This is a genomic window from Pseudomonas sp. GW822-FHT06D10 (assembly GCF_058799535.1).
Map to the genome: position 1 here is coordinate 107,443 of NZ_JBXALN010000010.1, position 26,935 is coordinate 134,377.

General features: G+C 62.0%; 21 protein-coding genes. 15 read left to right on the forward strand and 6 right to left on the reverse strand.

Annotation, left to right across the window (positions count from 1 at the left end; genetic code table 11):
• Positions 1 to 230 precede the first annotated feature (230 nt).
• The 6 genes from AC1RL5_RS27870 (at position 231) to prpD (ending at position 8,854) form a co-directional block, all read left to right on the forward strand.
• Positions 231 to 953: a GntR family transcriptional regulator gene (locus tag AC1RL5_RS27870; RefSeq protein WP_065363437.1), complete on the forward strand. Its 723-nt coding sequence runs from the start codon at positions 231 to 233 to the stop codon at positions 951 to 953.
• Complete coding sequence (gene prpB / locus AC1RL5_RS27875; protein WP_011060181.1) at positions 950 to 1,843, forward strand: methylisocitrate lyase; 894 nt, start codon at positions 950 to 952, stop codon at positions 1,841 to 1,843. The genes AC1RL5_RS27870 and prpB overlap by 4 nt, the downstream gene beginning before the upstream one ends.
• A 174-nt stretch (positions 1,844 to 2,017) precedes the next feature.
• Positions 2,018 to 3,145, forward strand: coding sequence for a bifunctional 2-methylcitrate synthase/citrate synthase (gene prpC / locus AC1RL5_RS27880; protein WP_011060182.1), 1,128 nt, complete (start codon positions 2,018 to 2,020; stop codon positions 3,143 to 3,145).
• 200 nt (positions 3,146 to 3,345) lie between these two features.
• Positions 3,346 to 5,940 (forward strand): Fe/S-dependent 2-methylisocitrate dehydratase AcnD, encoded by a 2,595-nt coding sequence (gene acnD / locus AC1RL5_RS27885; RefSeq protein ID WP_011060183.1) that lies wholly within the window; start codon positions 3,346 to 3,348, stop codon positions 5,938 to 5,940.
• Between the two features lie 61 nt (positions 5,941 to 6,001).
• Entirely contained in the window at positions 6,002 to 7,192 is a 1,191-nt protein-coding gene (gene prpF / locus AC1RL5_RS27890) for a 2-methylaconitate cis-trans isomerase PrpF (RefSeq protein ID WP_015634743.1), read from the forward strand.
• A 177-nt stretch (positions 7,193 to 7,369) separates the two neighbouring features.
• Positions 7,370 to 8,854: a 2-methylcitrate dehydratase gene (gene prpD / locus AC1RL5_RS27895; RefSeq protein ID WP_011060185.1), complete on the forward strand. Its 1,485-nt coding sequence runs from the start codon at positions 7,370 to 7,372 to the stop codon at positions 8,852 to 8,854.
• 117 nt (positions 8,855 to 8,971) lie between these two features.
• Here the strand turns inward: prpD and AC1RL5_RS27900 are convergent, their stop codons facing one another.
• The gene (locus tag AC1RL5_RS27900) at positions 8,972 to 9,925 is read right to left on the reverse strand and encodes a DMT family transporter (protein WP_072451600.1); all 954 of its coding nucleotides are present in this window, start codon (positions 9,923 to 9,925) and stop codon (positions 8,972 to 8,974) included.
• A 93-nt stretch (positions 9,926 to 10,018) separates the two neighbouring features.
• Between AC1RL5_RS27900 and AC1RL5_RS27905 the strand changes: the two genes are divergently transcribed.
• Positions 10,019 to 11,443: an aminotransferase-like domain-containing protein gene (locus AC1RL5_RS27905; protein WP_145713123.1), complete on the forward strand. Its 1,425-nt coding sequence runs from the start codon at positions 10,019 to 10,021 to the stop codon at positions 11,441 to 11,443.
• 48 nt (positions 11,444 to 11,491) lie between these two features.
• Here AC1RL5_RS27905 and ppsR read toward each other — a convergent pair whose 3' ends face one another.
• A complete protein-coding gene (ppsR, locus tag AC1RL5_RS27910; RefSeq protein WP_011060188.1) occupies positions 11,492 to 12,310 on the reverse strand; it encodes a posphoenolpyruvate synthetase regulatory kinase/phosphorylase PpsR in 819 nt (272 codons plus the stop codon).
• 174 nt (positions 12,311 to 12,484) lie between these two features.
• Here ppsR and ppsA point away from each other — a divergent pair, with 174 nt between their 5' ends.
• The 8 genes from ppsA (at position 12,485) to AC1RL5_RS27950 (ending at position 20,612) form a co-directional block, all read left to right on the forward strand.
• Positions 12,485 to 14,860: a phosphoenolpyruvate synthase gene (gene ppsA, locus AC1RL5_RS27915; protein ID WP_041116859.1), complete on the forward strand. Its 2,376-nt coding sequence runs from the start codon at positions 12,485 to 12,487 to the stop codon at positions 14,858 to 14,860.
• Positions 14,861 to 14,962: 102 nt separating this feature from the next.
• Complete coding sequence (locus AC1RL5_RS27920) at positions 14,963 to 15,952, forward strand: alpha/beta fold hydrolase (protein ID WP_072451599.1); 990 nt, start codon at positions 14,963 to 14,965, stop codon at positions 15,950 to 15,952.
• Between the two features lie 247 nt (positions 15,953 to 16,199).
• Complete coding sequence (rraA, locus tag AC1RL5_RS27925; protein WP_011060191.1) at positions 16,200 to 16,691, forward strand: ribonuclease E activity regulator RraA; 492 nt, start codon at positions 16,200 to 16,202, stop codon at positions 16,689 to 16,691.
• A 25-nt stretch (positions 16,692 to 16,716) separates the two neighbouring features.
• On the forward strand, positions 16,717 to 17,712 hold the full coding sequence (locus tag AC1RL5_RS27930) for a zinc transporter ZntB (protein ID WP_103406993.1): 996 nt from the start codon (positions 16,717 to 16,719) through the stop codon (positions 17,710 to 17,712).
• Positions 17,713 to 17,775: 63 nt separating this feature from the next.
• Positions 17,776 to 18,021, forward strand: coding sequence for a hypothetical protein (locus AC1RL5_RS27935; RefSeq protein WP_011060193.1), 246 nt, complete (start codon positions 17,776 to 17,778; stop codon positions 18,019 to 18,021).
• Between the two features lie 2 nt (positions 18,022 to 18,023).
• On the forward strand, positions 18,024 to 18,848 hold the full coding sequence (locus AC1RL5_RS27940; RefSeq protein ID WP_008048604.1) for a mechanosensitive ion channel family protein: 825 nt from the start codon (positions 18,024 to 18,026) through the stop codon (positions 18,846 to 18,848).
• 88 nt (positions 18,849 to 18,936) lie between these two features.
• A complete protein-coding gene (gene sigX, locus AC1RL5_RS27945; protein ID WP_011060195.1) occupies positions 18,937 to 19,527 on the forward strand; it encodes an RNA polymerase sigma factor SigX in 591 nt (196 codons plus the stop codon).
• Positions 19,528 to 19,634: 107 nt separating this feature from the next.
• Positions 19,635 to 20,612: an OmpA family protein gene (locus AC1RL5_RS27950; RefSeq protein ID WP_011060196.1), complete on the forward strand. Its 978-nt coding sequence runs from the start codon at positions 19,635 to 19,637 to the stop codon at positions 20,610 to 20,612.
• 76 nt (positions 20,613 to 20,688) lie between these two features.
• On the opposite strand, the gene cobA is transcribed toward AC1RL5_RS27950, so the two are convergent.
• From cobA to nirB, 4 genes are read right to left on the reverse strand one after another with little or no spacing between them, the layout of a single operon-like run.
• A complete protein-coding gene (cobA, locus tag AC1RL5_RS27955) occupies positions 20,689 to 21,441 on the reverse strand; it encodes a uroporphyrinogen-III C-methyltransferase (protein ID WP_072451597.1) in 753 nt (250 codons plus the stop codon).
• A 9-nt stretch (positions 21,442 to 21,450) separates the two neighbouring features.
• The gene (locus AC1RL5_RS27960; protein WP_103406995.1) at positions 21,451 to 24,168 is read right to left on the reverse strand and encodes a nitrate reductase; all 2,718 of its coding nucleotides are present in this window, start codon (positions 24,166 to 24,168) and stop codon (positions 21,451 to 21,453) included.
• Positions 24,168 to 24,485, reverse strand: coding sequence for a nitrite reductase small subunit NirD (gene nirD, locus AC1RL5_RS27965; RefSeq protein ID WP_072451595.1), 318 nt, complete (start codon positions 24,483 to 24,485; stop codon positions 24,168 to 24,170). The genes AC1RL5_RS27960 and nirD overlap by 1 nt, the downstream gene beginning before the upstream one ends.
• Positions 24,482 to 26,935 (reverse strand): nitrite reductase large subunit NirB, encoded by a 2,454-nt coding sequence (gene nirB, locus AC1RL5_RS27970; RefSeq protein WP_123576673.1) that lies wholly within the window; start codon positions 26,933 to 26,935, stop codon positions 24,482 to 24,484. Before nirB ends, nirD begins: the two co-directional genes overlap by 4 nt.

The following is a 26,935-nucleotide window of genomic DNA, read 5'->3' on the forward strand; positions in this document are numbered from 1 at the left end:
CCGGCATTGCTGCGCAAGCTCCCTCGTATGCGTGCCATAAAAAGATGACAGGCCAATGCGGGCGGCATTCTAGCATGCTGGTTTTATGGCGCCAGCGCCGGGGGCGGGCCTTTTGTCTTGTCCTGGCGCTTAGGGTTATTAGACGATTGTCGACAATCTCTATTTTTCCTTTGACTGTTTTCGGTGTATTGGCTAATTTTTGCCTCATTGATTTTAAAGGTGTCGACAATATGCTGGGTCAACTCGAACACCCGATGCAGGCACAGGACGATTCTGAAACCCTGTCCGAAAACGTCTTCCGGCGGATCCAGGCGGCCATCGTCAAGGGCGAGATCGCCCCAGGCAGCAAGATCTCCGAGCCTGAACTGGCGCGCACCTACGGCATCAGTCGCGGCCCGCTGCGCGAGGCCATCCACCGCCTGGAAGGTCAGCGCCTGCTGGTGCGGGTGCCCCATGTCGGCGCCCGGGTGGTGTCCCTGAGCCATGCCGAGCTGATCGAACTCTACGAAATCCGTGAGTCCCTGGAAGGCATGGCCTGTCGCTTGGCGGCCGAGCGCATGACCACCGAGGAAATCGACGAACTGCGCCGGGTGCTCGATACCCACGAACGCGATGCGGCGTTCCAGGCCGGCGTCGGCTACTACCAGCAGGAAGGGGACTTCGACTTCCACTACCGGATCATCCAGGGCGCCGGCAACCGCACCCTCACGCAGATGCTCTGCGGCGAGCTGTATCAATTGGTGCGCATGTACCGCATCCAGTTTTCCGCGACCCCCAATCGCCCGCACCAGGCCTTTGCCGAACACCACCGGATTCTCGATGCCATTGCCGATCGCGACGGCGAACTGGCCGAGTTGTTGATGCGCCGCCACATCGGCGCCTCGAAACGCAATATCGCGCGTCACTACCAGGACAGCGCCCATCAGACAGCCACTCCACGAGGTGAGTCATGAGTTCCAACAAGAGCACTCCAGGCCAGCGTTTCCGCGATGCGGTCGCCAGCGAACAGCCGTTGCAAGTGGTCGGCGCGATCAACGCCAACCATGCCCTGCTGGCCAAGCGCGCCGGTTTCAAGGCCATCTACCTGTCGGGCGGCGGGGTCGCTGCCGGCTCCCTCGGCGTGCCTGACCTGGGCATTACCGGTCTGGACGACGTCCTCACTGATGTGCGTCGTATCACCGACGTCTGCGACCTGCCGCTGCTGGTGGACGTGGACACCGGTTTCGGGTCGTCGGCCTTCAACGTGGCGCGTACCGTCAAGTCGATGATCAAGTTCGGCGCCGCGGCGATCCATATCGAAGACCAGGTCGGCGCCAAGCGCTGCGGTCACCGCCCTAACAAGGAGATCGTTTCCCAGCAGGAAATGGTCGACCGCATCAAGGCCGCGGTGGATGCCCGTACCGATGACAGCTTCGTGATCATGGCGCGCACCGACGCCCTGGCGGTGGAAGGCCTGGAGTCGGCCCTGGAACGCGCCGCGGCGTGCATCGAGGCCGGCGCCGACATGGTGTTCCCGGAAGCCATCACCGAGCTCGAGATGTACAAGATCTTCGCCGATCGGGTGAAAGCCCCGATCCTGGCCAACATCACCGAATTCGGCGCCACACCGCTGTACACCACCGAACAGTTGAAATCCGTGGATGTTTCCCTGGTGCTGTACCCGCTGTCGGCGTTCCGTGCCATGAACAAGGCCGCAGAAAACGTCTACACCGCGATCCGTCGCGACGGTACCCAGCAAAATGTGATCGACACCATGCAGACCCGCATGGAACTGTACGAGCGCATCGATTACCACAGCTTCGAGCAGAAGCTCGATGCGCTGTTCGCGCAGAAGAAAGGCTGAATCAATCCCTGTGGGAACGAGCTTGCTCGCGATGGCCGTCAGCGATAACGCGCAGCCCCTGATTCGCTGGGGCGCGCGGGCTCGGATCGCGAGCAAGCTCGCTCCTGCACTGTCGGGGGAGCCCCGACCCGTGAAGTTGCCAAGTCCCTAACAAATTCAAGATTGGAGAGAGCAATGGCCGAAGCAAAAGTATTGAGTGGTGCAGGTCTGCGCGGCCAGGTGGCCGGGCAAACCGCGCTGTCCACCGTGGGCCAGGCCGGTGCCGGGTTGACCTACCGCGGCTATGACGTGCGCGAACTGGCGGCCGATGCGCAGTTCGAGGAAGTCGCCTACCTGTTGCTGTACGGCGACCTGCCGACTCAGGAACAACTGGCCGCCTACAGCGCCAAGCTGAGCAAGCTGCGCGACCTGCCACAGGCGCTGAAGGAAGTGCTGGAGCGCATACCGGCCCAGGCCCATCCGATGGATGTGATGCGTACCGGTTGCTCGTTCCTGGGCAACATCGAGCCGGAGAAGGACTTCTCCCAGCAGCACGACGTCACCGACCGCCTGCTGGCGGCCTTCCCGGCGATCATGTGCTACTGGTACCGCTTCAGCCACGAAGGCGTGCGCATCAATTGCGTCAGCGACGAGCAGACCATCGGTGGCCACTTCCTGCACCTGCTGCATGGCAAGAAGCCCAGTGACTTGCACGTCAAGGTGATGAACGTCTCGCTGATCCTCTATGCCGAGCACGAATTCAATGCCTCCACATTCACCGCCCGGGTCTGTGCCTCGACCCTGTCGGACCTCTATTCCTGTGTCACCGCGGCCATCGGTTCGCTGCGCGGCCCGCTGCACGGCGGCGCCAACGAAGCGGCCATGGAGCTGATCGAGCGCTTCCAGAGCCCCGAGGAGGCGACTGCCGAGTTGCTGCGGATGCTCGAGCGCAAGGACAAGATCATGGGCTTTGGCCATGCGATCTACAAAGACAGCGACCCGCGCAACGAGGTGATCAAGGGCTGGTCGCAGAAGCTGGCTGACGAAGTCGGTGACAAGGTGCTGTTCCCGGTGTCCGAAGCCATCGACAAGACCATGTGGGAGCAGAAGAAACTCTTCCCCAATGCCGATTTCTACCACGCCTCGGCGTACCACTTCATGGGCATCCCGACCAAGCTGTTCACACCGATCTTCGTCTGCTCGCGCCTGACCGGCTGGGCCGCCCACGTGTTCGAGCAGCGTGCCAACAACCGCATCATCCGTCCAAGCGCCGAGTACATCGGCGTTGAACAGCGCAAGTTCGTGCCAATCGAGCGCCGCTGACCGGGAGGGCGCCGGTACTGTTGATTGAATGCACCGCAGCACCTGCAGGAGCGAGCCTGCTCGCGATAGCGATGGTTCAGCCGACGCGATGTCGGATCTGATTCAGTCATCGCGAGCAAGCTCGCTCCTACAAGGGATAGATGCCCATTCAACACGGTGCCAGGCGCTCCCTTTGAAACTACCGTGACCGAGCCCTGACCATGAACAGTGAATTTCGCAAGACGCTGCCCGGCAGCCAACTGGACTATTTCGACGCCCGGGCGGCGGTCGATGCGCTTAAGCCAGGCGCCTACGACAGCCTGCCCTACACCTCCCGCGTACTGGCGGAAAACCTGGTGCGCCGTTGTGATCCGGCAACCCTCAACGCTTCCCTCGGCCAACTGATCGAACGCCGCGACGACCTGGACTTCCCCTGGTTCCCGGCCCGCGTGGTGTGCCACGACATTCTTGGCCAGACCGCACTGGTGGACCTGGCCGGCCTGCGCGACGCCATCGCCGACCAGGGCGGTGACCCGGCGCTGGTCAACCCGGTGGTGCCGACCCAGTTGATCGTCGACCACTCCCTGGCGGTGGAGTGCGGCGGTTTCGACCCGGACGCCTTCGACAAGAACCGCGCCATCGAAGACCGGCGCAACGAAGACCGGTTCCACTTCATCAACTGGACCAAGAAGGCCTTCAAGAACGTCGACGTGATCCCGCCCGGCAACGGCATCATGCACCAGATCAACCTGGAGAAAATGTCCCCGGTGATCCAGGTGCTCGACGGTGTGGCCTTTCCTGATACCTGCGTCGGCACCGACAGCCACACTCCCCACGTGGATGCGCTGGGGGTGATCGCCATCGGCGTGGGCGGCCTGGAAGCCGAGAGTGTCATGCTCGGCCGCGCCTCGTGGATGCGCCTGCCGGACATCATCGGCGTCGAGCTCACCGGCAAGCTGCAGCCGGGCATCACCGCCACCGACATGGTGCTGGCGCTGACCGAGTTCCTGCGCAAGCAGAAAGTGGTGGGGGCCTGGCTGGAATTCTTTGGCGAAGGTGCCGCGGCGCTGACCCTGGGCGACCGCGCCACCATCTCCAACATGGCTCCGGAATACGGCGCCACGGCGGCGATGTTCTACATCGACCAGCAGACCATCGACTACCTCAAGCTCACCGGCCGTGAAGACGAGCAGGTGCGTTTGGTCGAAAGCTACGCCAGGCACACCGGCCTTTGGGCCGACAGCCTGAAGAGCGCACGCTACGAGCGCGGCCTGCAGTTCGACCTGTCGTCGGTGGTGCGCAACATGGCCGGGCCGAGCAACCCGCACGCCCGGGTCGCCACCAGCGACCTGGCGGCCAAGGGCATCGCCGGGCAGTGGTCCGAAACCCCGGGGCAGATGCCGGACGGCGCGGTGATCATCGCCGCCATCACCAGTTGCACCAACACCAGCAACCCGCGCAACGTGATCGCCGCCGGCCTGCTGGCGCGCAACGCCAACAAGCTGGGGCTGACCCGCAAGCCATGGGTCAAGTCGTCCCTGGCCCCGGGTTCGAAAACCGTGGCCATGTACCTGGAAGAGGCCGGCCTGGGCCATGAGCTGGAGCAACTGGGCTTTGGCGTGGTGGCTTTTGCCTGCACCACCTGCAACGGCATGTCCGGTGCCCTCGACCCGGTGATCCAGAAGGAAATCATCGACCGCGACCTGTACGCCACCGCCGTGCTCTCGGGCAACCGCAACTTCGATGGGCGCATCCACCCTTACGCCAAGCAGGCGTTCCTGGCTTCGCCGCCGCTGGTGGTGGCCTACGCCATTGCCGGCACCATTCGTTTCGATATCGAGAAAGATGTGCTGGGCCTGGACGCCAACGGTCGGGAAATCCGCCTCAAGGACATCTGGCCGAGCGATGAAGAGATCGACGCGGTAGTCAAGGCGGCGGTCAAGCCGGAGCAGTTCCGCAAGGTCTACATCCCGATGTTCGCCATCCACGAAGACACCGGCCCGAAAGTCGAGCCGCTGTATGAATGGCGCCCGCAGAGCACCTACATCCGTCGTCCGCCGTACTGGGAAGGGGCCCTGGCCGGTGAGCGCAGCCTGACCGGGATGCGCCCGCTGGCGGTGTTGCCGGACAATATCACCACCGACCACCTGTCGCCGTCCAACGCCATCATGGCGGGTAGCGCGGCCGGCGAGTACCTGGCGAAAATGGGCCTGCCGGAAGAGGACTTCAACTCCTACGCGACCCACCGTGGCGACCACTTGACCGCTCAGCGCGCGACCTTCGCCAACCCGAAGCTGTTCAACGAAATGGTCCAGGAAAACGGCAAGGTCAAGCAGGGCTCCCTGGCGCGGATCGAGCCGGAAGGCAAAGTGACGCGGATGTGGGAAGCCATCGAAACCTACATGCAGCGCAAGCAGCCGCTGATCATCGTTGCCGGTGCCGACTACGGCCAGGGCTCGTCCCGCGACTGGGCAGCCAAGGGCGTGCGCCTGGCGGGGGTGGAAGCCATCGTCGCCGAAGGCTTCGAGCGCATCCACCGTACCAACCTGGTGGGCATGGGCGTGCTGCCGCTGGAGTTCCTCGCGGGCACCGACCGCAAGACCCTGGGTATCGACGGCACTGAAACCTACGACGTGATCGGCGCGCGCACGCCTCGGGCGCAACTGACCCTGGTGATCAACCGCAAGAACGGCGAGCGGCTCGAGGTGCCGGTGACCTGCCGCCTCGACACCGCCGAAGAGGTATCGATCTACGAGGCGGGCGGGGTGCTGCAACGCTTCGCCCAGGACTTCCTGGAATCGGCAGTAGCCAGCTAAGCAACGTACCGGGGGCGGGCCGCAAGGCGCCGCCCCCGGTCATTATCGGGACCTGAAATTCATGGCATTCGTAGCGCAGATCAAGATTCCCGCCACCTACATGCGTGGCGGCACCAGCAAGGGCGTGTTCTTCAACCTGCAGGACCTGCCCGAGGCGGCCCAACTGCCGGGCGCAGCCCGTGACGCCCTGCTGTTGCGGGTGATCGGCAGCCCCGATCCCTATGACAAGCAGATCGACGGCATGGGCGGCGCCACGTCCAGCACCAGCAAGACGGTGATCCTGTCCAGGAGCATCAAGGCCGACCACGACGTCGACTACCTGTTCGGCCAGGTGGCCATCGACAAGGCCTTTGTCGACTGGAGCGGCAACTGCGGCAACCTCTCGGCGGCAGTGGGCTCCTTCGCCATCAGCAGCGGCCTGGTGGACCCGGCGCGCATTCCGCAGAACGGCGTGGCGGTGGTGCGCATCTGGCAGGCCAATATCGGCAAGAGCATCATCGCCCACGTGCCGATCACCAACGGCGAGGTCCAGGAAACCGGCGACTTCGAGCTGGACGGCGTGACTTTCCCGGCGGCCGAAGTGCAGCTGGAGTTCCTTGACCCTGCGGCCGAGGAAGAGGGGGCGGGCGGTTCGATGTTCCCCACCGGCAACCTGGTGGACGACCTGGAAGTGCCCGGTGTCGGCACCTTCAAGGCGACCCTGATCAATGCCGGGATTCCGACGATCTTCGTCAATGCGGCAGACATCGGCTATCGCGGTACCGAGCTGCAGGGCGATATCAATGGCGACCCCAAGGCCCTGGCGATGTTCGAGACCATCCGCGCCCATGGCGCCCTGCGCATGGGCCTGATCAAACACCTGGATGAAGCCGCCCAGCGCCAGCACACGCCGAAAGTGGCCTTTGTCGCCGCGCCTGCGGACTACCAGGCCTCCAGCGGCAAGGCGATCAAGGCCGGGGACGTCGACCTGCTAGTGCGGGCCATGTCCATGGGCAAGCTGCACCACGCGATGATGGGTACCGCGGCGGTAGCCATAGGTACCGCGGCGGCGATTCCCGGGACCCTGGTCAACCTGGCGGCCGGTGGTGGCGCGCGCAGCGCGGTACGTTTCGGCCATCCCTCGGGCACCTTGCGCGTCGGCGCCGAAGCCACCCGGAGCGGCGGTGACTGGACGGTGGTCAAGGCCATCATGAGCCGCAGCGCGCGGGTGCTGATGGAAGGCTGGGTGCGAGTGCCCGGCGACAGTTTCTAGGAAGAGAAGCGCTTGCTGTGGAGGGGCTTGCTGTCCAGCGGGAGCAAGCTCCCTCGCCACAGCCGCTGGTTGTGATTGAATCGCTGAGCAGGCGCAGACCTGCGATGCCGTTATTGACCTGAACCTGTCACTGAGGAATCGACACCACCTACCATCCTGTACTGGAGTGAAGCGCTCATGAGCAGCAACGTTGACCTGAACAACCGTCCCGACTACGACCAGGTCCTGCAGGACATTGCCGATTACGTCCTGGATTATTCTATCGACTCCCGTGAAGCCCTCGATACCGCACGCAATTGCCTGATGGACACCCTGGGCTGCGGCCTGCTGGCCCTGCGTTTTCCCGAATGCACCAAGCACCTGGGGCCGATCGTCGAAGGCACCGTGGTGCCTTTCGGTGCCCGGGTGCCCGGCACCAGCTATCGCCTCGACCCGGTGAAGGCGGCCTGGGACATCGGCTGCATCGTGCGCTGGCTGGACTACAACGACACCTGGCTCGCGGCCGAATGGGGCCACCCCTCGGACAACCTCGGGGGAATTCTGGCGGTGGCCGATCACCTGTCACAAAAGCGCGTGGCCAATGGCGAAGCACCGCTGACCATGAATGATGTGCTCAAGGCCATGATCATGGCCCATGAGATTCAAGGCGTGATTGCCCTGGAAAACTCCTTCAACCGTGTCGGCCTCGATCATGTGCTGCTGGTGAAAGTGGCTTCCACCGCGGTGTGCGCCAAGCTGATGGGGGCCAATCGCGAGCAGTTGCTGGCGGCACTGTCCCAGGCCTTTGTCGATGGCCAGGCGCTGCGCACCTATCGCCATGCACCCAATGCCGGTTCGCGCAAATCCTGGGCGGCGGGGGATGCCTCCAGCCGTGGAGTGCGCCTGGCGGATATCGCCCTGCGTGGCGAGATGGGCATTCCCGGCGTCCTGACGGCGCCGCAGTGGGGCTTCTATGACGTGCTGTTCAGCCATACCAACAAGGACCTGGCGCTCAAACCCGAGGGCCAGCGGCAGTTCAGCCTGACGCAGAAATACGCCAGCTACGTGATGGAAAACGTGCTGTTCAAGATCAGTTTCCCGGCAGAATTCCATGCGCAAACGGCCTGCGAAGCGGCGGTGACCTTGCATCCTCTGGTGCGCAACCGCCTGCACGAAATCGACCGCATCGTCATCACCACCCATGAGTCGGCGATCCGCATCATTTCCAAGGTCGGGCCGCTGGCCAATGCCGCCGACCGCGACCACTGCCTGCAATACATGACCGCCGTGCCCCTGGCCTTCGGCACTCTGGTGGCCGAGCATTACGAGGACGATTTCCATGCCGCGCACCCGATCATCGATCAGTTGCGCGAGAAGATGCACATCGTCGAAGAGCCTCGCTACACCCGTGAATACCTGGAGGCCGACAAGCGTTCCATTGCCAATGCGATCCAGGTGTTCTTCAAGGACGGCTCCAGCACCGAGCAGGTCGCGGTGGAATACCCCATTGGCCACCGGCGCCGCCGCGCCGAAGGCATCCCGCTGCTGGAAGACAAGTTCAAGGCCAACCTGGCCACGCGTTTCACGGCCCAGCGTTCGACGCAGATTTTCCAGCTGTGCAAGGATCAGGCGCGGCTTGAGGCGACGCCCGTGCACCGGTTCGTCGACCTGCTGGTGATCTGAAACCCACCCTTGTAGGGGCGAGCTTGCTCGCGATGAACGTCAATGATGACGCGGGCTCGCTGGGCGGACGCGGTGTCCTTGAAGCTTCGCGAGCAAGCTCGCTCCTACAGAGTCTCTTTAGCGTCGGGCGGGCTTTCTGGACAGCCATTTGTCCAGGGGCAGCTTGGTGATGGCGAAACCGCCGAGCAAGGTCGAGGAATACAGCAGCAGGTCCCGGGACAGGCTCTGGCCTTCGTACCAGGCGCCGATGATCACCGCGAACACCGGAAAAATGATGAACACGAAGGACAGGATCACCGGATTCAGTCGTTTCAGCAGGAAAAAATAGACAATGAACCCACCCACCGAAGCCGCCAGCCCCAGATACAGCAGGGCGCCCCAGGAACGCGGGCTGATGGCGGAAAAGTCCGGGTGCTCGATCCCCAACCCCGCCAGGCACAGCAGTAGACCGGCGATGCCGATCGGCAAGGTGTTGTAGGTGATGACGCTGATGGCGCTGCCGTGTTTCTTGGTGACCACGTAACACAGTGCATGCAGCAGCGCCGCGCCGAGAATTGCCAGTACTCCCGAGAGTTCATTGTGGTCGCTGAGCAGGCCCTGGCCGCGAATGATCTGGAACAGGCTGGCAAAGCCGATGGCGATGCCTAGCAGTTGCGCCAGGTGAATCTTCTCCCGCAGCAGCAAGGCGGAAAAAATCAGGATGAACACCGGCATGCAACTGAACAGCAGCGCGGTCAGGCCGGAGGAAACGTGTACCTCGCCGTAGTTGAGCAGGGTGTAGGGCAGGCTGAAGTAGCACAGGGTGACGAATACCAGGAAGCCCCGGCTGCCCTTGGGAAACATCAGCGGCTCGCGGCGCAGCCAGGCAAAACAGGCGAACAGCGGAAAGGCAATCAGAAAGCGCAGGCCTGCGGCGGTCAGTGGCGGCACGCTTTGCACCGCAATCTTGATGCCCAGCCAGGTGGTGCCCCAACTCAGGCAGACAATCAGGAACAGGGTGCAGGTCACCAGGGTGGCAAGCCAGGGGCGGGGCAGGGCCCGGGTGTCGGATATGACGGTGCTGGTATTCACGCTGGCATTCCTTTCATGATGAGCAATTGACCTCTATATTGGGCGAGTCATTTGCGGTAATTGAGCCCTTGAGCAACGCTATTGGTGAAAATGATGGCTGTCAAAGTAAGTATTGACACAGTGTCAATGATGCATTCCGCATTGCAGGAAGGGGTGGGCGCCAAGTACAAGCGACTGGCCGAGACCCTGGAAAAGGCCATTGCCGACGGTACGCTGGCCCCCGGTAGCAAGCTGCCGCCCCATCGCCTGCTGGCGGACAAGCTGGGCGTGACCATTGGCACCATCAGCCGCGCGTACGCCGAGCTGGAACGCCTGGGACAGGTGGTGGCACGGGTCGGCGATGGTACTTATGTGCGCCAGGATGGTTTGCAGCGCCAGCGCGACAGCGGCTTTCGCAACGTCGCCGAGGAGCCGGAGGCGCTGTTCGACATGAGCCGCAACACCCATATTCCCGGCCAGGAAAACCATTTCATCGCTCAGGGTTTGCGGGCATTGGCAGAAGATCCTTTGGGACTGCAGCAAATCGCCCGTTACAGCGCCGAGGCCGGTCTGGCTCGGTATCGCGCCGCGGGTGCGCGCTGGCTGACCCAGGATGGCCTGCAGGCGGATCCCGAGCAGGTGATTTGCGTCAACGGCGCCCAGCACGGCTTGCATGTCGCCTTGCTGGCACTGCTCAAGCCCGGCGATACCCTGGCCACTGAACACCTGACCTATCCGGGCCTGATCAGCACCGCGCGAATGTTGGGCATCAAGCTCCTGGGGTTGCCGATGGACGCACAGGGGCTGTTGCCGGAGGCCCTGGACGAAGCGTGCCGGCAGCACCGCATTTCAGCGCTGTATTGCACCCCGACCCTGCAAAACCCCACGGCTGCGGTGCAGTCCGCTGCGCGGCGCGAGGCCGTGGCGGAGCTCTGTCGCCGGCATAACCTGTTGATTCTGGAGGATGAAACCCACGCCGTGCTGATGGAGCGGCGCCCGGCGCCACTGGCCCATTTCGCTGCGGAGCGCACGGTGCTGATCAGCAGTCTGAGCAAGGCCGTGGCGTCAGGGCTGCGGGTCGGTTTCCTGCATGCGCCGTCGCCCCTGGTGGGGCGTTTGGCCGCAGCGGTACGCGCCACCTGCTGGATGGCCACGCCTTTGCCGCTGGAGCTGGTAGCGGGCTGGATCGACACGGGAGTTGCCGAGCGCCTGCGTCAGCAGCAGATGGCCGAAATCGCCCGGCGCAAGGAGCTGGTCACGGAGGTGTTGCAGGGGCTGGATTGGCGCAGTCCGGAGGGTTGCCCGCATTTCTGGATCAGGGTTCCGGAGCCGTGGCGTGCCTCTGAAATCGAGGCGGATCTCAAGCGTCAGGGATACCTGGTGGCCACTGCCGAAGCCTTTGCCGTGGGCCAGGCCGCGGTGCCGCAATTCGTCCGGGCCAGTGTCTGCAATACCACCGCGGATGATCGTCGGCTGCAGGACGGCTTCGCCGTGTTGGCCGCGGCCTTGAAGCAGGAGAGCGGGCTGCCCCGCTGGTAGGGCGGCAGGCGAGGGGCAGTGCGGGCCTCGCCGTCGGTCGCGCAGAGGTTACTTGAAGCGCCGTTCCACGCCTTTTTCCACGAGGATCTTGGCCGAGATCTCTTCCACCGAGAAATGGGTGGAATTGATGTGGGGGATGTTTTCGCGGCGGAACAGGTTTTCCACTTCGCGCACTTCGAATTCGCACTGGGCGTAGCTGGAATAGCGACTGTTGGGCTTGCGCTCGTTGCGGATCGCGGTGAGGCGGTCGGGGTCGATGGTCAGGCCGAACAGCTTGTGCTTGTGGGCGCGCAGGGCATTGGGCAGCTGCAGGCGCTCCATGTCTTCCTCGGTCAGCGGGTAGTTGGCCGCGCGGATGCCGAATTGCATGGCCATGTACAGGCAGGTCGGGGTCTTGCCGCAACGCGACACGCCCACCAGGATCAGGTCGGCCTTGTCGTAGTAGTGGGTGCGGGCGCCGTCGTCGTTGTCCAGGGCGAAGTTCACCGCCTCGATCCGCTCCATGTAGTTGGAGTTGTGGCCAATGGAGTGGGATTTGCCGACGGAGTAGGAGGAATGTTCGCTCAACTCCTGTTCCAGGGGCGCGAGGAAGGTCGAGAAGATGTCGATCATGAAACCATTGGAGGTCGCGAGGATCTCACGAATGTCCTGATTGACGATGGTGTCGAAGATAATCGGGCGATGGCCGTCTTTTTCGGCGGCTATATTGATTTGTTGTACCATGGCCCGCGCTTTTTCCATGCTGTCGATATACGGCCGCGTGAATTTGCTGAAGGTAACGTTTTCGAACTGCGCCAACAGGCTCTGGCCGAGGGTTTCCGCTGTGATGCCGGTACCGTCGGAGATAAAGAAAGCAGATCGTTTCATTTGCGGCTTGGGCCTTAAGCTAGTGACGATTCTTGGATATGATAGGCGCGATTTGTCGGCCGGGAATGGCCCGCATTCTCACTTATTTTCCAGGTCCAGGCCATATAGCGGGCAAACGCTCCCAGGAGCAGCCGGCTTCTGAGCTTTTCCAACACAGTTAGTGGAGAGATCACCTTGGTAGAGTACGTAGTTTCCCTCGATAAGCTCGGCAAACACGATGTTGAGCATGTGGGGGGCAAGAACGCATCCCTGGGCGAGATGATCAGCAACCTCGCAGGTGCGGGCGTATCGGTCCCTGGTGGCTTCGCCACGACAGCTCAGGCTTATCGTGATTTTCTTGAGTTGAGTGGTCTGAACGACCAGATTCATGCGGCGCTCGATGCGCTGGATGTCGATGACGTCAACGCCCTGGCCAAGACCGGCGCGCAGATCCGTCAGTGGATCATGGAGGCCGAGTTCCCCGAGCGCCTCAACACCGAGATCCGTACCGCCTTCGCCGCACTGTCGGCGGGCAATCCCGACATCGCCGTGGCCGTGCGTTCCTCGGCCACCGCCGAAGACTTGCCGGACGCCTCCTTTGCCGGCCAGCAGGAAACCTTCCTCAATATCCGTGGCGTAGACAATGTGATTCGCGCTGCCAAGGAAGTGTTCGCCTCGCTCTTCAACGACCGCGCCATTTCCTACCGCGTGCACCAGGGGTTCGACCACAAGCTGGTGGCCCTGTCTGCCGGTGTGCAGCGCATGGTGCGTTCGGAAACCGGCACCGCCGGCGTGATGTTCACCCTCGACACCGAATCGGGCTTCCGTGACGTGGTCTTCATCACCGGCGCCTATGGCCTGGGTGAGACCGTGGTCCAGGGCGCGGTCAACCCGGACGAATTCTACGTCCACAAGAACACCCTTGAAGCCGGTCGTCCGGCCATCCTGCGCCGTAACCTGGGCAGCAAGGCGATCAAGATGATCTACGGCGACGAAGCCAAGGCTGGTCGCTCGGTGAAAACCGTGGACGTGGACGCCGCCGATCGCGCGCGTTTCTGCCTGACCGATGCTGAAGTCAGCGAGCTGGCCAAGCAGGCGATGATCATCGAGAAGCACTATCAGTGCCCGATGGACATCGAATGGGCCAAGGACGGCGACGACGGCAAGCTGTACATCGTCCAGGCCCGTCCGGAAACCGTGAAGAGCCGTACCCAGGCCAATGTCATGGAGCGCTACCTGCTCAAGGAAACCGGCACCGTGCTGGTGGAAGGCCGTGCCATCGGCCAGCGCATTGGCGCCGGCAAGGTGCGGATCATCAAGGACGTGTCCGAGATGGACAAGGTCCAGGCCGGCGACGTGCTGGTCTCCGACATGACCGACCCGGACTGGGAGCCGGTGATGAAGCGCGCCAGCGCCATCGTCACCAACCGCGGCGGCCGGACCTGCCACGCAGCAATCATCGCTCGCGAGCTGGGCATTCCGGCAGTAGTGGGTTGCGGCAACGCCACCGAGCTGCTGAAAGATGGCCAGGGCGTGACCGTTTCCTGCGCTGAAGGCGACACCGGTTTCATCTTCGAAGGCGAACTGGGCTTCGACATCAAGCAGAACTCGGTGGATGCCATGCCGGAGCTGCCGTTCAAGATCATGATGAACGTCGGCAACCCGGACCGTGCCTTCGACTTCGCCCAGCTGCCGAACGCCGGCGTGGGCCTGGCCCGCCTGGAGTTCATCATCAACCGCATGATTGGCGTGCACCCCAAGGCACTGCTGAACTACGCCGGGCTGCCACAAGAGATCAAGGACAGCGTCGACAAGCGTATTGCCGGCTACCACGATCCTGTGGACTTCTACGTCGACAAGCTGGTTGAAGGCATCAGCACCCTGGCTGCGGCGTTCACACCGAAGAAGGTCATCGTGCGTCTGTCGGACTTCAAGTCCAACGAATACGCCAATCTGATCGGTGGCAAGCTCTACGAGCCGGAAGAAGAGAACCCGATGCTGGGCTTCCGCGGAGCTTCGCGTTACATCAGCGAATCCTTCCGTGACTGCTTCGAGCTCGAATGCCGCGCCCTGAAGCGCGTGCGCAACGAGATGGGCCTGACCAACGTCGAAATCATGGTGCCGTTCGTGCGCACCTTGGGCGAGGCCAGCCAAGTAGTTGATCTGCTGGCTGAAAACGGCCTCAAGCGCGGCGAGAACGGCCTGCGCGTGATCATGATGTGCGAACTGCCGTCCAACGCCATTCTGGCTGACGAGTTCCTCGAGTACTTCGATGGTTTCTCCATCGGCTCCAACGACCTGACCCAGCTGACCCTGGGCCTGGACCGTGACTCGGGGATCATCGCCCACCTGTTTGACGAGCGTAATCCTGCAGTCAAGAAGCTGCTGGCCAATGCCATTGCCGCCTGCAACAAGGCTGGCAAGTACATCGGCATCTGCGGCCAGGGGCCTTCGGACCACCCGGACCTGGCCAAATGGCTGATGGAGCAGGGTATTGAAAGCGTTTCGCTGAACCCGGACTCGGTACTGGAAACCTGGTTCTTCCTGGCTGAAGGTCAGGGCGCAGCGTAATCGGTGAGTGCAGAGCCGGTCGGTCGCAAGGCTGGCTGGCTCTTGAAGATTCAAGCAGGGCGTGCTTCTTCTGGATGCCGCCCTTTTTTGTGCAAGAAGAATATGCAAAGCAGCAGCAACCTATTTCCGGTCGCCTTGATCAGTGCCGAGCGTCGAGGCGACCTCAGCGAAGATGTCTATCGCTTGAAGCCCGGCAACAGTCCCGACCCTTCCGTGGAGTTGGCCGTCACCCGCCTGGGGCTGGCCGATGAGCCTGAAGCCCGGGGGATCCCCGTGGTCCTGCTGCATGGCAGCTTTTCCAATCGACGTTTCTGGTATTCGCCCAAGGGCATCGGGCTGGGGGCCTATCTGGCCCGCGCGGGATTCGATGTGTGGATCCCTGAAATGCGCGGTCACGGCTTGTCGCGCCGCAATGCCGACTACCGCAAGAACCGTGTCGCCGACTACGCTCGGTACGATTTGCCGGCAATTGCCGCCTTTGTCCGTGAGCAAAGTGCGCAGGTTCCCCATTGGATCGGTCATTCCCTGGGCGGCACTACCCTGGCTGCGGCGTTGGGCGGGCAATACCTGGGTGATGCGGGCGTGGCTTCGGCGGCGTTTTTCGGTACCCAGATCAGCCGTACCTACTGGCCGTTGAAGATCCCGATGGTGGAGTGGGGTGGGCGCCTGGTGATCAAGCGCTTTGCCCAGTTGTCCGGCTCGCGGCTCAAGCGTGGCCCCGAGGACGAGCCCATCGGGCTGGCTCTGGAGAGCATGCGCTGGCATGGATTGTTTGGTCGTTTCGGCGATGCCGACAAGGATTGGTGGGCGGGCCTGGCGCAGGTTACGGTGCCCGCACTGGCAGTCAGTGCCGCAGGGGATCATCAGGATCCGACCTGGGCCTGTCGCAAGTTGTTCGAGCAATTGGGTAGCGAGCAGAAACAATTTGTCTGCCTGGGGCGCGAGCAGGGATTCAGCGGTAATTTCGGTCACGTCGAGATGCTGGTGAGCAAATCGGCGCAGACTGAGGTCTGGCCGCTGGTCGCGTGCTGGCTCAAGGATCAGCAGGCTCCATTGCTGGTTTCTGTTGCCGAACCCGTGGCTGCGGTTTGAGGCGAAGGCTCTGACAAGGGCATTTCGCTCGATAGCGCTTGCGGCTAAGATATGACGCATTGCGCTGTTCTGGTCACATTCAGTTATTGAGTCGGCTTTCCGTTCCGCTGGCCTGGCTGCGAAAATACGGGGCAGGCGGGGTCGCTCATCAGGCCTTGCAGGTTAAACATCTGCGGTCTGGGCGCGTATCTATATAAGGCAGCACCGACACCTTCGATCGTGTTCTTTCTGTTACAGGAGTTTCTCGATGAACCATTACCTCACTCCCGACCTGTGCGACGCCTATCCGGACCTGGTGCAGGTGGTAGAGCCGATGTTCAGCAATTTCGGTGGTCGCGATTCCTTTGGCGGTGAAATCGTCACCATCAAGTGCTTCGAGGACAACTCGCTGGTCAAGGAACAAGTGGAACTCAAGGGGCAGGGCAAGGTGTTGGTGGTGGATGGTGGCGGCTCGCTGCGCCGCGCCCTGCTGGGCGACATGCTGGCCGAGAAAGCCGCAAAAAACGGTTGGGAAGGATTGGTGATCTACGGTTGCATCCGTGATGTGGATGTCATCGCCCAGACCGATCTTGGCGTCCAGGCCCTGGCCAGCCACCCGATGAAGACTGACAAGCGCGGCATCGGCGACCTCAATGTGGCGGTGACCTTTGCCGGTGTGACTTTCCGCCCTGGCGAGTATGTCTACGCCGACAACAATGGCGTGATCGTTTCGCCAAGCCCGCTGAAAATGCCTGAATAAACAATCGACCTGACAAGGGATGCGGATGTTCGAGGAAGAAAACGCGCAATGGGGGCTGGTACATGCCCTGGTGCTGGATGGTGAAGGCGGTGCGCGTTCGATTGCCCGGACTGAGCTCGACGACCTGCAACTGCGGGCCCATGAAAGCCTGTGGCTGCATTGGGATCGCAGTCATCCGCAGACCCAGACCTGGTTGCGTCGCTCCAGCGGCCTGAGCGAGTTCAGCTGTGACCTGCTGCTGGAGGAAAACACCCGGCCACGCTTGCTGGCGCTCCCGGACTCGGAGTTGCTGCTGTTTCTGCGGGGTATCAACCTGAACCCGGGGGCCGAGCCGGAAGACATGGTCTCGGTGCGGATCTTTGCCTCTGCCCAGCGGGTGATTTCATTGCGCCTGCGTCAGTTGCGCGCCACCGATGAGTTGTTGGTGCAGCTTGCCGAGGGCCGAGGGCCGAAGACGTCTGCCGAACTCCTCCTTTATATGGCCGAGTACCTGACCCACAAGGTGCAGAATCTGGTCAGCGACCTCTCGGAAGTGGTCGATGGCGAGGAAGAAAAACTGGATGCCGACGAACGGTATACCCCCGAGCACGGCAGCATTTTGCAGATCCGTCGGCGGGCTGCCGGGCTCAAGCGCTTCCTGGCTCCGCAGCGGGATATCTTCGCCCAGTTGAGCCGGATAAAACTGCCCTGGTTCGCCGTGGATGATGGTGATTACTGGAACGAGCTGCACAACAGTCTGACCCGTTACCTGGAAGAGCTGGAATTGACCCGAGAGCGCGTGGGGCTTGTGCTGGAGGCCGAAGACCGGCGTTTGAGCGTGCGCATGAATCGCACCATGTACCGCTTCGGGATCATTACCGGGATCTTCCTGCCGATGAGTTTTCTCACCGGTCTTTTGGGGATCAACGTGGGCGGCATTCCGTTCTCGGCCAGCCCTTATGGTTTCATCATCGCCTGCCTTTTATTGGTGGCGGTGGCCATGGGGCAATGGTGGTTGTTTCGTCGTTTGCGCTGGGTGTGATGATGCTTCATGTGACCCGAATAAATCTGATCGCGTCTTTTTCAGACATCACCAGAGGTGCGTATGCACGATCCGTTTGAACAGTCTTTGCGTGACATGCTCAAAGCCTCGCCATCGAGCCGCGATGACGATGCCTGCCTGGGCCGCGTATTGAAAACCGCCAATCGTCAGGTGGGGGCGGGGGATCTGTTCAGCCTTCTGGGCCGCTGGCTGCCGGCGCTGATGATCGCCTTGAATAACGGATCGGCTCATATTGCGCCGGTTTCTCGTCGTAAATCTTCTGCTCGCACTGCTGATAAGGCTGATTGAATATGGAACTGGATCTCTGGACGCAGAGCCTCGTCACGGCGATGACCGCCTTGTGGACCAAGGTGGCGAACTTCATTCCGAACCTGTTCGGCGCGTTGGTGGTGCTGTTGCTGGGCTTCGTGGTAGCCAAGCTGCTCGATACCCTGCTTTCGAAGTTGCTGGCCAAGCTGGGCCTGGATCGCCTCATGGGCGGCACCGGCCTGACCAAGTTGCTGTCTCGTGCGGGTTTGCAGGTACCCATCTCGACCCTGATCGGCAAGATCGTCTATTGGTTCGTTTTGCTGATTTTTCTGGTTTCTGCTGCTGAATCCCTTGGCCTTGAGCGAGTTTCGGCTACGCTCGATATGCTTGCGCTGTATTTGCCGAAGGTTTTCGGTGCTGCGCTGGTGCTGCTGGTGGGGGTTTTGCTGGCGCAACTGGCCAATGGCCTGGTGCGCGGCGCCGCAGAGGGCGTAGGCCTGGATTACGCCAGCGGCCTGGGGCGAATTGCCCAGGGGCTGGTGATCATCATCAGTATTTCCGTGGCGATCAGTCAGTTGGAGGTTAAAACCGACCTGCTCAACCATGTGATCGTCATTGTATTGATTACCGTTGGTCTGGCTGTTGCGCTGGCCATGGGCTTGGGAAGCCGGGAAATTGCCGGGCAGATTCTTGCGGGAATCTATGTGCGTGAGTTGTATCAGGTTGGGCAACAAGTACGTGTTGGCGAGGTCGAAGGCCAGATCGAAGAGATTGGCACGGTTAAAACTACATTGCTGACCGATGAGGGTGAGCTAGTCTCTCTCTCCAATCGGATCCTGCTGGAGCAGCATGTAAGTAGCCGCTAACCCGGCAAACCCTGCTAATGTATGCCGCCGCAAAATGCCCGTCATCGGGCTGCGGCGGACATTGACCTGACTGTCGGCACGACTCGTTTTGAATAAAACCCAATCGCTATCCACGCGCTATGACCCCCGTGAGCTCTCTGATGAGGAGTTGGTTGCGCGCTCACATACGGAGCTGTTTCACGTAACACGCGCCTATGAAGAGTTGATGCGGCGCTATCAGAGAACCCTATTTAATGTCTGTGCACGTTATCTGGGGAACGATCGGGATGCGGATGATGTCTGTCAGGAAGTGATGTTGAAGGTGCTGTATGGCCTTAAGAACTTTGAGGGTAAATCGAAGTTCAAGACATGGCTATATAGCATCACGTACAACGAATGCATCACGCAGTATCGCAAGGAGCGGCGCAAGCGTCGGTTGATGGACGCTTTAAGTCTTGACCCCCTCGAGGAGGCCTCTGAAGAGAAGGCGCCGAAACCTGAGGAAAAGGGCGGACTTGACCGCTGGTTGGTGCATGTGAACCCGATTGATCGGGAAATTCTGGTGCTACGATTTGTCGCAGAGCTGGAATTTCAAGAGATCGCGGACATCATGCATATGGGGTTGAGTGCTACAAAGATGCGTTACAAACGTGCTCTTGATAAATTGCGTGAGAAATTTGCAGGTATTGCTGAAACTTAGTTCGGCGCAAATATCTCTTACGTCTAGGTGAGTTCTGATAGACTTACCGCCGAGTTGTCCCCCGGTATGTGGGACTGCTTTACAATCACCAGATGGGGATTTAACGGATGAAACTGAAAAACACCTTGGGCATTGCCATTGGTTCTATTGTTGCCGTGACTTCGTTCGGCGTTCTGGCGCAAGGCCAAGGCGCGGTCGAGGGTGAACTGTTTTACAAAAAACAGTACAACGACAGCGTTAATCACGTTGAAGACGGCTTCAACCCAGGCGCATCGATCGGCTACTTCCTGACCGACGATCTGTCGTTGAACGCCACCTACGACAAGACCAACCACACCCGTTCCAACGACGGTACTGGTAACCAGAAAATCAAAGGCGACAACTTCGGCCTGAACGCTCAGTACCACTTTGGTACCGTGGGTGACGCTCTGCGTCCATACGTTTCCGGCGGTGTTGCTCACAAGAGCATGACCAACGTTGAGGCCGACGGCCACAGCGGTCGCGACCAGTCGACTTTCCTGACTGCAGGCGCTGGTGTTAAGTGGTACATCACCGACAACCTGTTCGCCCGTGCTGGCGTTGAAGCTGACTACAAGCTGGACAACGGCAAGTGGGACTACGCTCCTACCATCGGTCTGGGTGTGAACTTCGGTGGCAGCGGCGGCAAAGTCGCTCCAGCTCCAGTAGCACCAGCACCAGCTCCAGAGCCAGCTCCAGAAGCTCCAGTTGCTGAAGTGGTTCGTGTTGAGCTGGACGTGAAGTTCGACTTCGACAAGTCGGTCGTCAAGCCTAACAGCTACGCTGACATCAAGAACCTCGCTGACTTCATGAAGCAGTACCCACAGACCACCACCGTTGTTGAAGGTCACACTGACTCCGTCGGTCCTGACGCTTACAACCAGAAGCTGTCTGAGCGTCGTGCAAACGCCGTTAAACAAGTTCTGGTTAACCAGTACGGCGTTGGCGCTAACCGCGTTCAATCCGTTGGTTACGGTGAGTCCCGCCCAGTTGCCGACAACGCAACTGAAGCTGGTCGCGCAGTTAACCGTCGCGTAGAAGCCTCGGTAGAAGCTCAAGCTAAGTAATTAGCCTTGTAGCTTGGAAAAACCCGGCCTAGGCCGGGTTTTTCTTTGCCTGCGGTTTGCCTTCCTGGCGCGAGAGTCAGGCCAGTTGCACCTGGGTTTCAGAGGTAAGGGCCGTGACCGACGCGGTTGCCGCGACTGCCCCGATCACCAGGATTGCCGGGCTCTTGAGGGCGAAAACCTGGGCATCGCGTTCCATGTTCGCCAGTACGCTGCGGCATTCGCGCTGCTGCGGCAGCGAGGCGTTCTCAATCATCGCCACCGGCGTATCCGCCGCCAATGCGCCACCGAGCAACTGCTCGGCAATCTCCGCCAGCTTCGCCACGCCCATGTAGATCACCAGGGTCGTTCCGCTGTGTGCCAGCGCTTGCCAGTTCAGTTGGCTGTCGTCCTGCGTATGAGCAGTTACCAGGGTCACGCCTCGAGCAACGCCGCGTAGGGTCAGGGGAATATCACAGCGTGTGGCACCTGCCAGGCCGGCGGTTATGCCGTTTACCAGCTCCACTTCGATGCCCCGTGCCTTGAGCCACTGCGCCTCCTCGCCGCCACGCCCGAAAATGCACGGGTCGCCGCCTTTGAGGCGCACTACGCAGCGGCCCTGTCGGGCGTAGCGCAGCATCAAGCGGTGGATAAAGGCTTGGGGCGTCGAGCGACAACCGCCGCGCTTGCCCACCGGAATCACCCGCGCCCCGGGGCAATGCTCCAGCACGGCAGCGTTCACCAGGTCATCGATCAGCACCACATCGGCCTCACCGAGGGCGCGTACGGCCTTGAGGGTCAGCAGCTCCGGGTCTCCGGGGCCAGCGCCTACCAACCAGACTTTTGCATTCATAGGGTTTCCTCACTCCAGGGCGACGACAGGTTGCACGCAAGCCGCGAGCAGGCGCTTGATCTCCGGCACGCAGGAGCCACATTGGCTGCCGCAACCCAGTTGCTGTTTCAGTTGTTCCAGATCCAGGCCTTGCGCGATTCCGGCGCAGACCGCGCTGTGGCTGACGTGCCTGCAATTGCACAAGATGCGCTCCCGTTGTCCGCCCAGGCCGCTGGCGTCTGGCGGTGCACTCATCGGCGCCAGCAGCCAGCGCCTTAGTTGTTCATCGGCGCGGCCTTGCTGCCACAGCTCGTGCAGCCAATGCTGTGCCAGGGTTTCCCCGGACAAGCGGATGGCGATAATTCGCCCCTGTTCGATCCGCACTCGCTTGCCGATGGCCCGGCGCAGGTCGTCGTAGGCCAGTACCGGGCCTGTGTCGAGCTGCAATTGCCGGTCGATGGCCTGAAGCAGTGCCGCTTGCGGCGCTTGCGCATGGGCGGCGCGAATCACCAGCGCCGGGCGCTCGCGGCCGGTCAGGCTGAGGCTGACATAGGCCAGAGCCTGGCAAAGAGGGCGCAGGGCCCGGAAATGCGCCTGCACATCACCTTCAATCAGCACGAACAGTTGCCAGGGCAGTTGCACCGGTTCCAGGCGCACGCCGCTGTGCTTGAGTTCCGGCTGTTTGGACAAGGGGTCGAAGGCGGGCTGGGTGACGGCATTGACCCCGCCCTTGAGGAAGCGATCGCCGAAGTGCATGGGCAGGAAGGCTTGCCCGGGGCGCATGCTGTCATCGCCGGTCACAGCCACGATTATGCTGCCGCGCCGGCTCTTCAGGTTCACCAGTTCTCCTTCCCGCAGGCGTTGGCGCCGCAGTTCGTCCGGGTGCAGGCTCAGCAAGGCTTCGCTGACATGGCCGAACAACTGCGCCGCAGTGCCCGTACGGCTCATGCCGTGCCATTGGTCGCGCAGGCGGCCGGTGATCAGGGTCAGGGGGAAGCGTGCGTCCCGCTGCTCCTTGGCTGCTACATAAGGGTCGCTGACAAAACGCGCACGGCCATTGGCGGTGGGAAAGATCCCGTGTACATACAGGCGTTCAGTGCCCTGGGTTGCTCCTTCAGGGAAGGGCCATTGTTGTGGGCCGAGGCGGTCGAGCAACTCGTGGCTGAGGCCGCTCAGATCCAGGTCGCGGCCACGGGTCAGGCCCTTGTATTCATCGAACACCCGGGCGGCGGTATCGAGGGCAAAAAGGCTCGGCAGGCCGGGGCGCAGGCGTCGTTCCAGGCGTTGAGCAAAGTCCACGGTGATCGCCCAATCCGCTCGGGCCTCGCCGGGGGCGGCAACGGCCTGGCGGACATGGGAAACCCGGCGCTCGGAGTTGGTCACCGAGCCTTGTTTTTCGCCCCAACTGGCGGCTGGCAGCAATAGGTCGGCGAATGCCGCGGTTTCGGTGGTGGCAAAGGCTTCCTGCAGAACCACGAAGGGGCAGTTCAGCAGCGCCTCGTGCACTCGGTTCTGGTCCGGCAGGGATTGCGCCGGGTTGGTGCAGGCGATCCACAAGGCCTTGATGCGGCCGCTGCGCATCTGTTCAAACAGCTCCATTGCGCTCAAGCCAGGGCTGGCAGGCAGTTGCTCCACCCCCCAGTAGGCGGCGACTTCTGCGCGGTGTTCCGGGTCCGCAGCCTCGCGGTGTCCAGGCAGCAGGTTGCTCAAGCTGCCGGTTTCGCGCCCACCCATGGCATTGGGCTGACCGGTGAGCGAGAAGGGGCCTGCACCGGGTCGGCCGATTTGCCCGGTGGCCAGGTGCAGGTTGATCAATGCACTGTTTTTCGCGCTGCCGGCGCTGGACTGGTTCAGGCCCATGCACCACAGGGACAGAAAACTTGGCGCATTGCCCACCCACTGGGCGCATTCCTGCAATTGCTCGAGGCTGATGCCGCACAGCTGGGCCACCATCGGCGGGGTGTAGTCGCGGACCAGCGCCTTGAGCTGCACCAGGCCCTCGGTGTGTTGCTGGATGAAATCCCGGTCGATCCAGTCCTCCCACAGCAGCAGGTGAAGGATGCCGTGAAATAAAGCGACATCTGTGCCGGGCAAGATCGCCAGGTGCAGGTCAGCCAGGTCGCAAGTGTCGGTACGACGCGGGTCGATCACTATGACTTTCATCTGTGGGCGTTGGCTTTTGGCCTGTTCCAGGCGACGAAACAACACCGGATGGGCGTAGGCCATGTTGCTACCGACGATCATCACGCAGTCGCTCTGCTCCAGATCCTCATAGCTGCACGGCGGCGCGTCGGCCCCCAGGCTGCGCTTGTAGCCCACCACCGCCGAAGACATGCACAGCCGGGAGTTGCTGTCGATGTTGTTGGTGCCCACCAGGGCCCGGGCCAGTTTGTTGAAGGCGTAGTAGTCCTCGGTCAGCAGTTGCCCGGAAATATAGAACGCCACGCTGTCCGGGCCGTGCTCGGCGATGGCCTGGGCGAACACCCCGGCGGCATGTTCCAGGGCGCTGTCCCAGTCGCAGCGGTTGCGGGCCAGGGCCTTGCCCAGGCGCAGTTCCGGGTACAGCGCGCGGGCCCCGTGGTCGCCGGTCAGGTGCAGGCTGGCGCCCTTGCTGCACAGTTTGCCGAAGTTGGCCGGGTGCGTCGGGTCGCCACTGACCCCGAGAATATGCCGGCCGTCATGCTCGATCAGCACTCCGCAGCCGACCCCGCAGTAGCAGCAAGTCGAGGCCGTGCTCTGGCGCTCCATTAGCCGGCATCCTGCAGGGCCAGCAGCACCCGGCCGCTTTCCACTCGGGCCAGATGCTGGTGGGCGCAGCCGTGGTCTGGGGCCTGGGCCTGGCCGGATTCCAGATCGATCTGCCAGTTGTGCAGCGGGCAGGCTACCCGTTTGCCGTAGATCAGCCCCTGGGATAGCGGCCCGCCCTTGTGCGGGCAGCGGTCGTCGAGGGCGAAAACCTGGTCGTCGCTGGTGCGGAAAATCGCGATGTCGCCCCGCGGGCCCTTGATGATGCGCGAGCCCAGGGTGTTGATTTCTTCCAGGGCGCAGATGTCCAGCCAGTTCATGCCGGCACCTCCAGCTGTTTTACGGGGATCGACTCGAACTCTTTTTTCAGCTGCGGCTCGGCCAGGCGCTGTTGCCATGGGTCCTGCTCGAAGGACAGGGAAAACTGCAGGCGCTCGTTCAACGCCTTGCGCCGCTGCGGGTCTTCCAGCACGGCCTTTTTCACATGCTCCATGCCAACTCGTTGCAGGTAGTGCACGGTGCGTTCGAGGTAGAAGGCTTCTTCGCGGTACAGCTGGAGGAAGGCGCCGTTGTATTCGCGCACTTCTTCGGCGGTCTTGAGCTTGACGAAAAACTCCGCCACCTCGGTCTTGATCCCGCCGTTGCCGCCGATGTACATCTCCCAGCCCGAATCGACGCCGATGATGCCCACGTCCTTGATCCCGGCTTCCGAGCAGTTGCGCGGGCAACCGGAGACCGCCAGCTTGACCTTGTGCGGCGACCACATGTTGAACAGGTCGTGTTCCAGCTCGATTCCCAGCTGGGTGGAGTTCTGCGTGCCGAAGCGGCAGAACTCGCTGCCGACGCAGGTCTTCACGGTGCGGATGGATTTGCCGTAGGCATGGCCGGAAGGCATGTCCAGATCTTTCCAGACTCCGGGCAGGTCTTCCTTGCGAATGCCCAGCAGGTCGATGCGCTGGCCGCCGGTGACCTTGACCATGGGCACCTGGTACTTGTCGGCGACATCGGCGATGCGTCGCAGCTCGGACGGATTGGTCACGCCGCCCCACATCCGCGGCACCACCGAGTAGGTCCCGTCTTTCTGGATGTTGGCGTGGGCCCGTTCGTTGATCAGCCGCGATTGCGGATCGTCCCGGGCTTCCCCCGGCCAGGTGGAGATCAGGTAGTAGTTCAGCGCCGGACGGCAAGTGGCACAGCCGTTAGGGGTGCGCCAGTTGAGGTAGCTCATGGTGCCGGCGATGGTCAGCAGGTGCTGGTCGCGGATCGCCTGGCGGATCTGCCCGTGGTTCAGGTCGCTGCAGGCGCAGATGGCTTTTTCGCTTTTCGGCTTGACGTCCGCCGCGCCGCCCACGGTATTGATCAGGATCTGTTCCACCAGCCCGGCACAGGAGCCACAGGAGCTGGCGGCCTTGGTGTGCTTCTTGACCTCGTCGACACTGAACAGCCCCTGTTCCTGAATGGCCTTGACGATGGTGCCCTTACACACGCCGTTGCAGCCGCAGACTTCGGCGTTGTCGGCCATGCTCATGGCCTTGTCCTGGCCCTGGTGGCCGACGTCGCCCAACGCGTTCTCACCGAACATCAGGTGGTCGCGGATCTCGCCGATGGCCTGCTGCTCGCGGATCTGCCGGAAGTACCAGCCGCCATCCGCGGTGTCGCCATACAGGCAGGCGCCGACCAGCACGTCGTCCTTGATCACCAGCTTCTTGTAGACCCCGCCAATGGGGTCGGCGAGGGTGATGGTTTCGGTACCGTCGCCACCCATGAAATCCCCGGCGGAAAACAGATCGATGCCAGTGACCTTCAACTTGGTGGACGTCACCGAGCCCTGGTAGCGGGCGAAGCCCAGTTGGGCCAGGTGGTTGGCGCAGACCTTGGCCTGTTCGAACAGCGGCGCTACCAGGCCGTAGGCGATGCCGCGGTGGCTGGCGCACTCGCCGATGGCGTAGATGCGCGGGTCAAAGGTTTGCAGGGTGTCGTTGACCAGTATCCCGCGGTTGCAGGGCAGGCCGGCCCGTTCCGCCAGCTCGGTGTTGGGACGGATGCCGGCGGCCATCACCACCAGATCGGCGGGGATGATCTCGCCATTCTTGAACTGCACCGACCCGACCCGACCATTGCCGGCATCGATCAGGGCCTGGGTCTGTTCGCACAGGCGGAACTTCAGGCCGCGGCTTTCCAGGGCGCTTTGCAGCAACTGGCCGCTGGTCTGGTCCAGTTGTCGTTCCAGCAGCCATTCGCCGATATGCACCACGGTCACATCCATGCCGCGCAGCTTGAGGCCGTTGGCGGCCTCAAGCCCCAGCAGGCCGCCGCCGATCACCACCGCATGCGTGTGAGTCTTGGCCGTGTCGATCATCGCCTGGGTGTCGGCAATGTCGCGATAGCCTATCACCCCCTGCAGGTCCTTGCCGGGAATCGGCAGGATAAAGGGCGTGGAGCCGGTGGCGATCAGCAGACGGTCATACTCGGCTTCGCTGCCGTCCTCGGCGATCACCCGGCGCCTGATCCGGTCGATCTCTACCACCTTGCGGTTGAGCAGCAGCTTGATGTGGTGGTCCAGGTACCAGTCCAGGTCGTTGAGGACGATGTCCTCGAACGTCTGTTCACCGGCCAGCACCGGCGACAGCAGGATGCGGTTGTAGTTGGTGTGGGGTTCGGCGCCGAAGACCGTGATGTCGTACAGCTCGTCGCTCAGCTTGAGCAGTTCTTCCAGGGTGCGGACCCCGGCCATGCCGTTGCCGATCATCACCAGTTTGAGTCTTTTCAT

Excerpts from the sequence above, each read along its gene's own strand:
- AC1RL5_RS27870 (WP_065363437.1), top strand. The coding sequence starts at position 231 with ATGCTGGGTCAACTCGAACACCCGATGCAGGCACAGGACGATTCTGAA.
- prpB (WP_011060181.1), top strand. The coding sequence starts at position 950 with ATGAGTTCCAACAAGAGCACTCCAGGCCAGCGTTTCCGCGATGCGGTC.
- prpC (WP_011060182.1), top strand. The coding sequence starts at position 2,018 with ATGGCCGAAGCAAAAGTATTGAGTGGTGCAGGTCTGCGCGGCCAGGTG.
- acnD (WP_011060183.1), top strand. The coding sequence starts at position 3,346 with ATGAACAGTGAATTTCGCAAGACGCTGCCCGGCAGCCAACTGGACTAT.
- prpF (WP_015634743.1), top strand. The coding sequence starts at position 6,002 with ATGGCATTCGTAGCGCAGATCAAGATTCCCGCCACCTACATGCGTGGC.
- prpD (WP_011060185.1), top strand. The coding sequence starts at position 7,370 with ATGAGCAGCAACGTTGACCTGAACAACCGTCCCGACTACGACCAGGTC.
- AC1RL5_RS27905 (WP_145713123.1), top strand. The coding sequence starts at position 10,019 with ATGGCTGTCAAAGTAAGTATTGACACAGTGTCAATGATGCATTCCGCA.
- ppsR (WP_011060188.1), bottom strand. The coding sequence starts at position 12,310 with ATGAAACGATCTGCTTTCTTTATCTCCGACGGTACCGGCATCACAGCG.
- AC1RL5_RS27920 (WP_072451599.1), top strand. The coding sequence starts at position 14,963 with ATGCAAAGCAGCAGCAACCTATTTCCGGTCGCCTTGATCAGTGCCGAG.
- rraA (WP_011060191.1), top strand. The coding sequence starts at position 16,200 with ATGAACCATTACCTCACTCCCGACCTGTGCGACGCCTATCCGGACCTG.
- AC1RL5_RS27930 (WP_103406993.1), top strand. The coding sequence starts at position 16,717 with ATGTTCGAGGAAGAAAACGCGCAATGGGGGCTGGTACATGCCCTGGTG.
- AC1RL5_RS27935 (WP_011060193.1), top strand. The coding sequence starts at position 17,776 with ATGCACGATCCGTTTGAACAGTCTTTGCGTGACATGCTCAAAGCCTCG.
- AC1RL5_RS27940 (WP_008048604.1), top strand. The coding sequence starts at position 18,024 with ATGGAACTGGATCTCTGGACGCAGAGCCTCGTCACGGCGATGACCGCC.
- AC1RL5_RS27950 (WP_011060196.1), top strand. The coding sequence starts at position 19,635 with ATGAAACTGAAAAACACCTTGGGCATTGCCATTGGTTCTATTGTTGCC.
- cobA (WP_072451597.1), bottom strand. The coding sequence starts at position 21,441 with ATGAATGCAAAAGTCTGGTTGGTAGGCGCTGGCCCCGGAGACCCGGAG.
- AC1RL5_RS27960 (WP_103406995.1), bottom strand. The coding sequence starts at position 24,168 with ATGGAGCGCCAGAGCACGGCCTCGACTTGCTGCTACTGCGGGGTCGGC.
- nirD (WP_072451595.1), bottom strand. The coding sequence starts at position 24,485 with ATGAACTGGCTGGACATCTGCGCCCTGGAAGAAATCAACACCCTGGGC.
- nirB (WP_123576673.1), bottom strand. The coding sequence starts at position 26,935 with ATGAAAAGACTCAAACTGGTGATGATCGGCAACGGCATGGCCGGGGTC.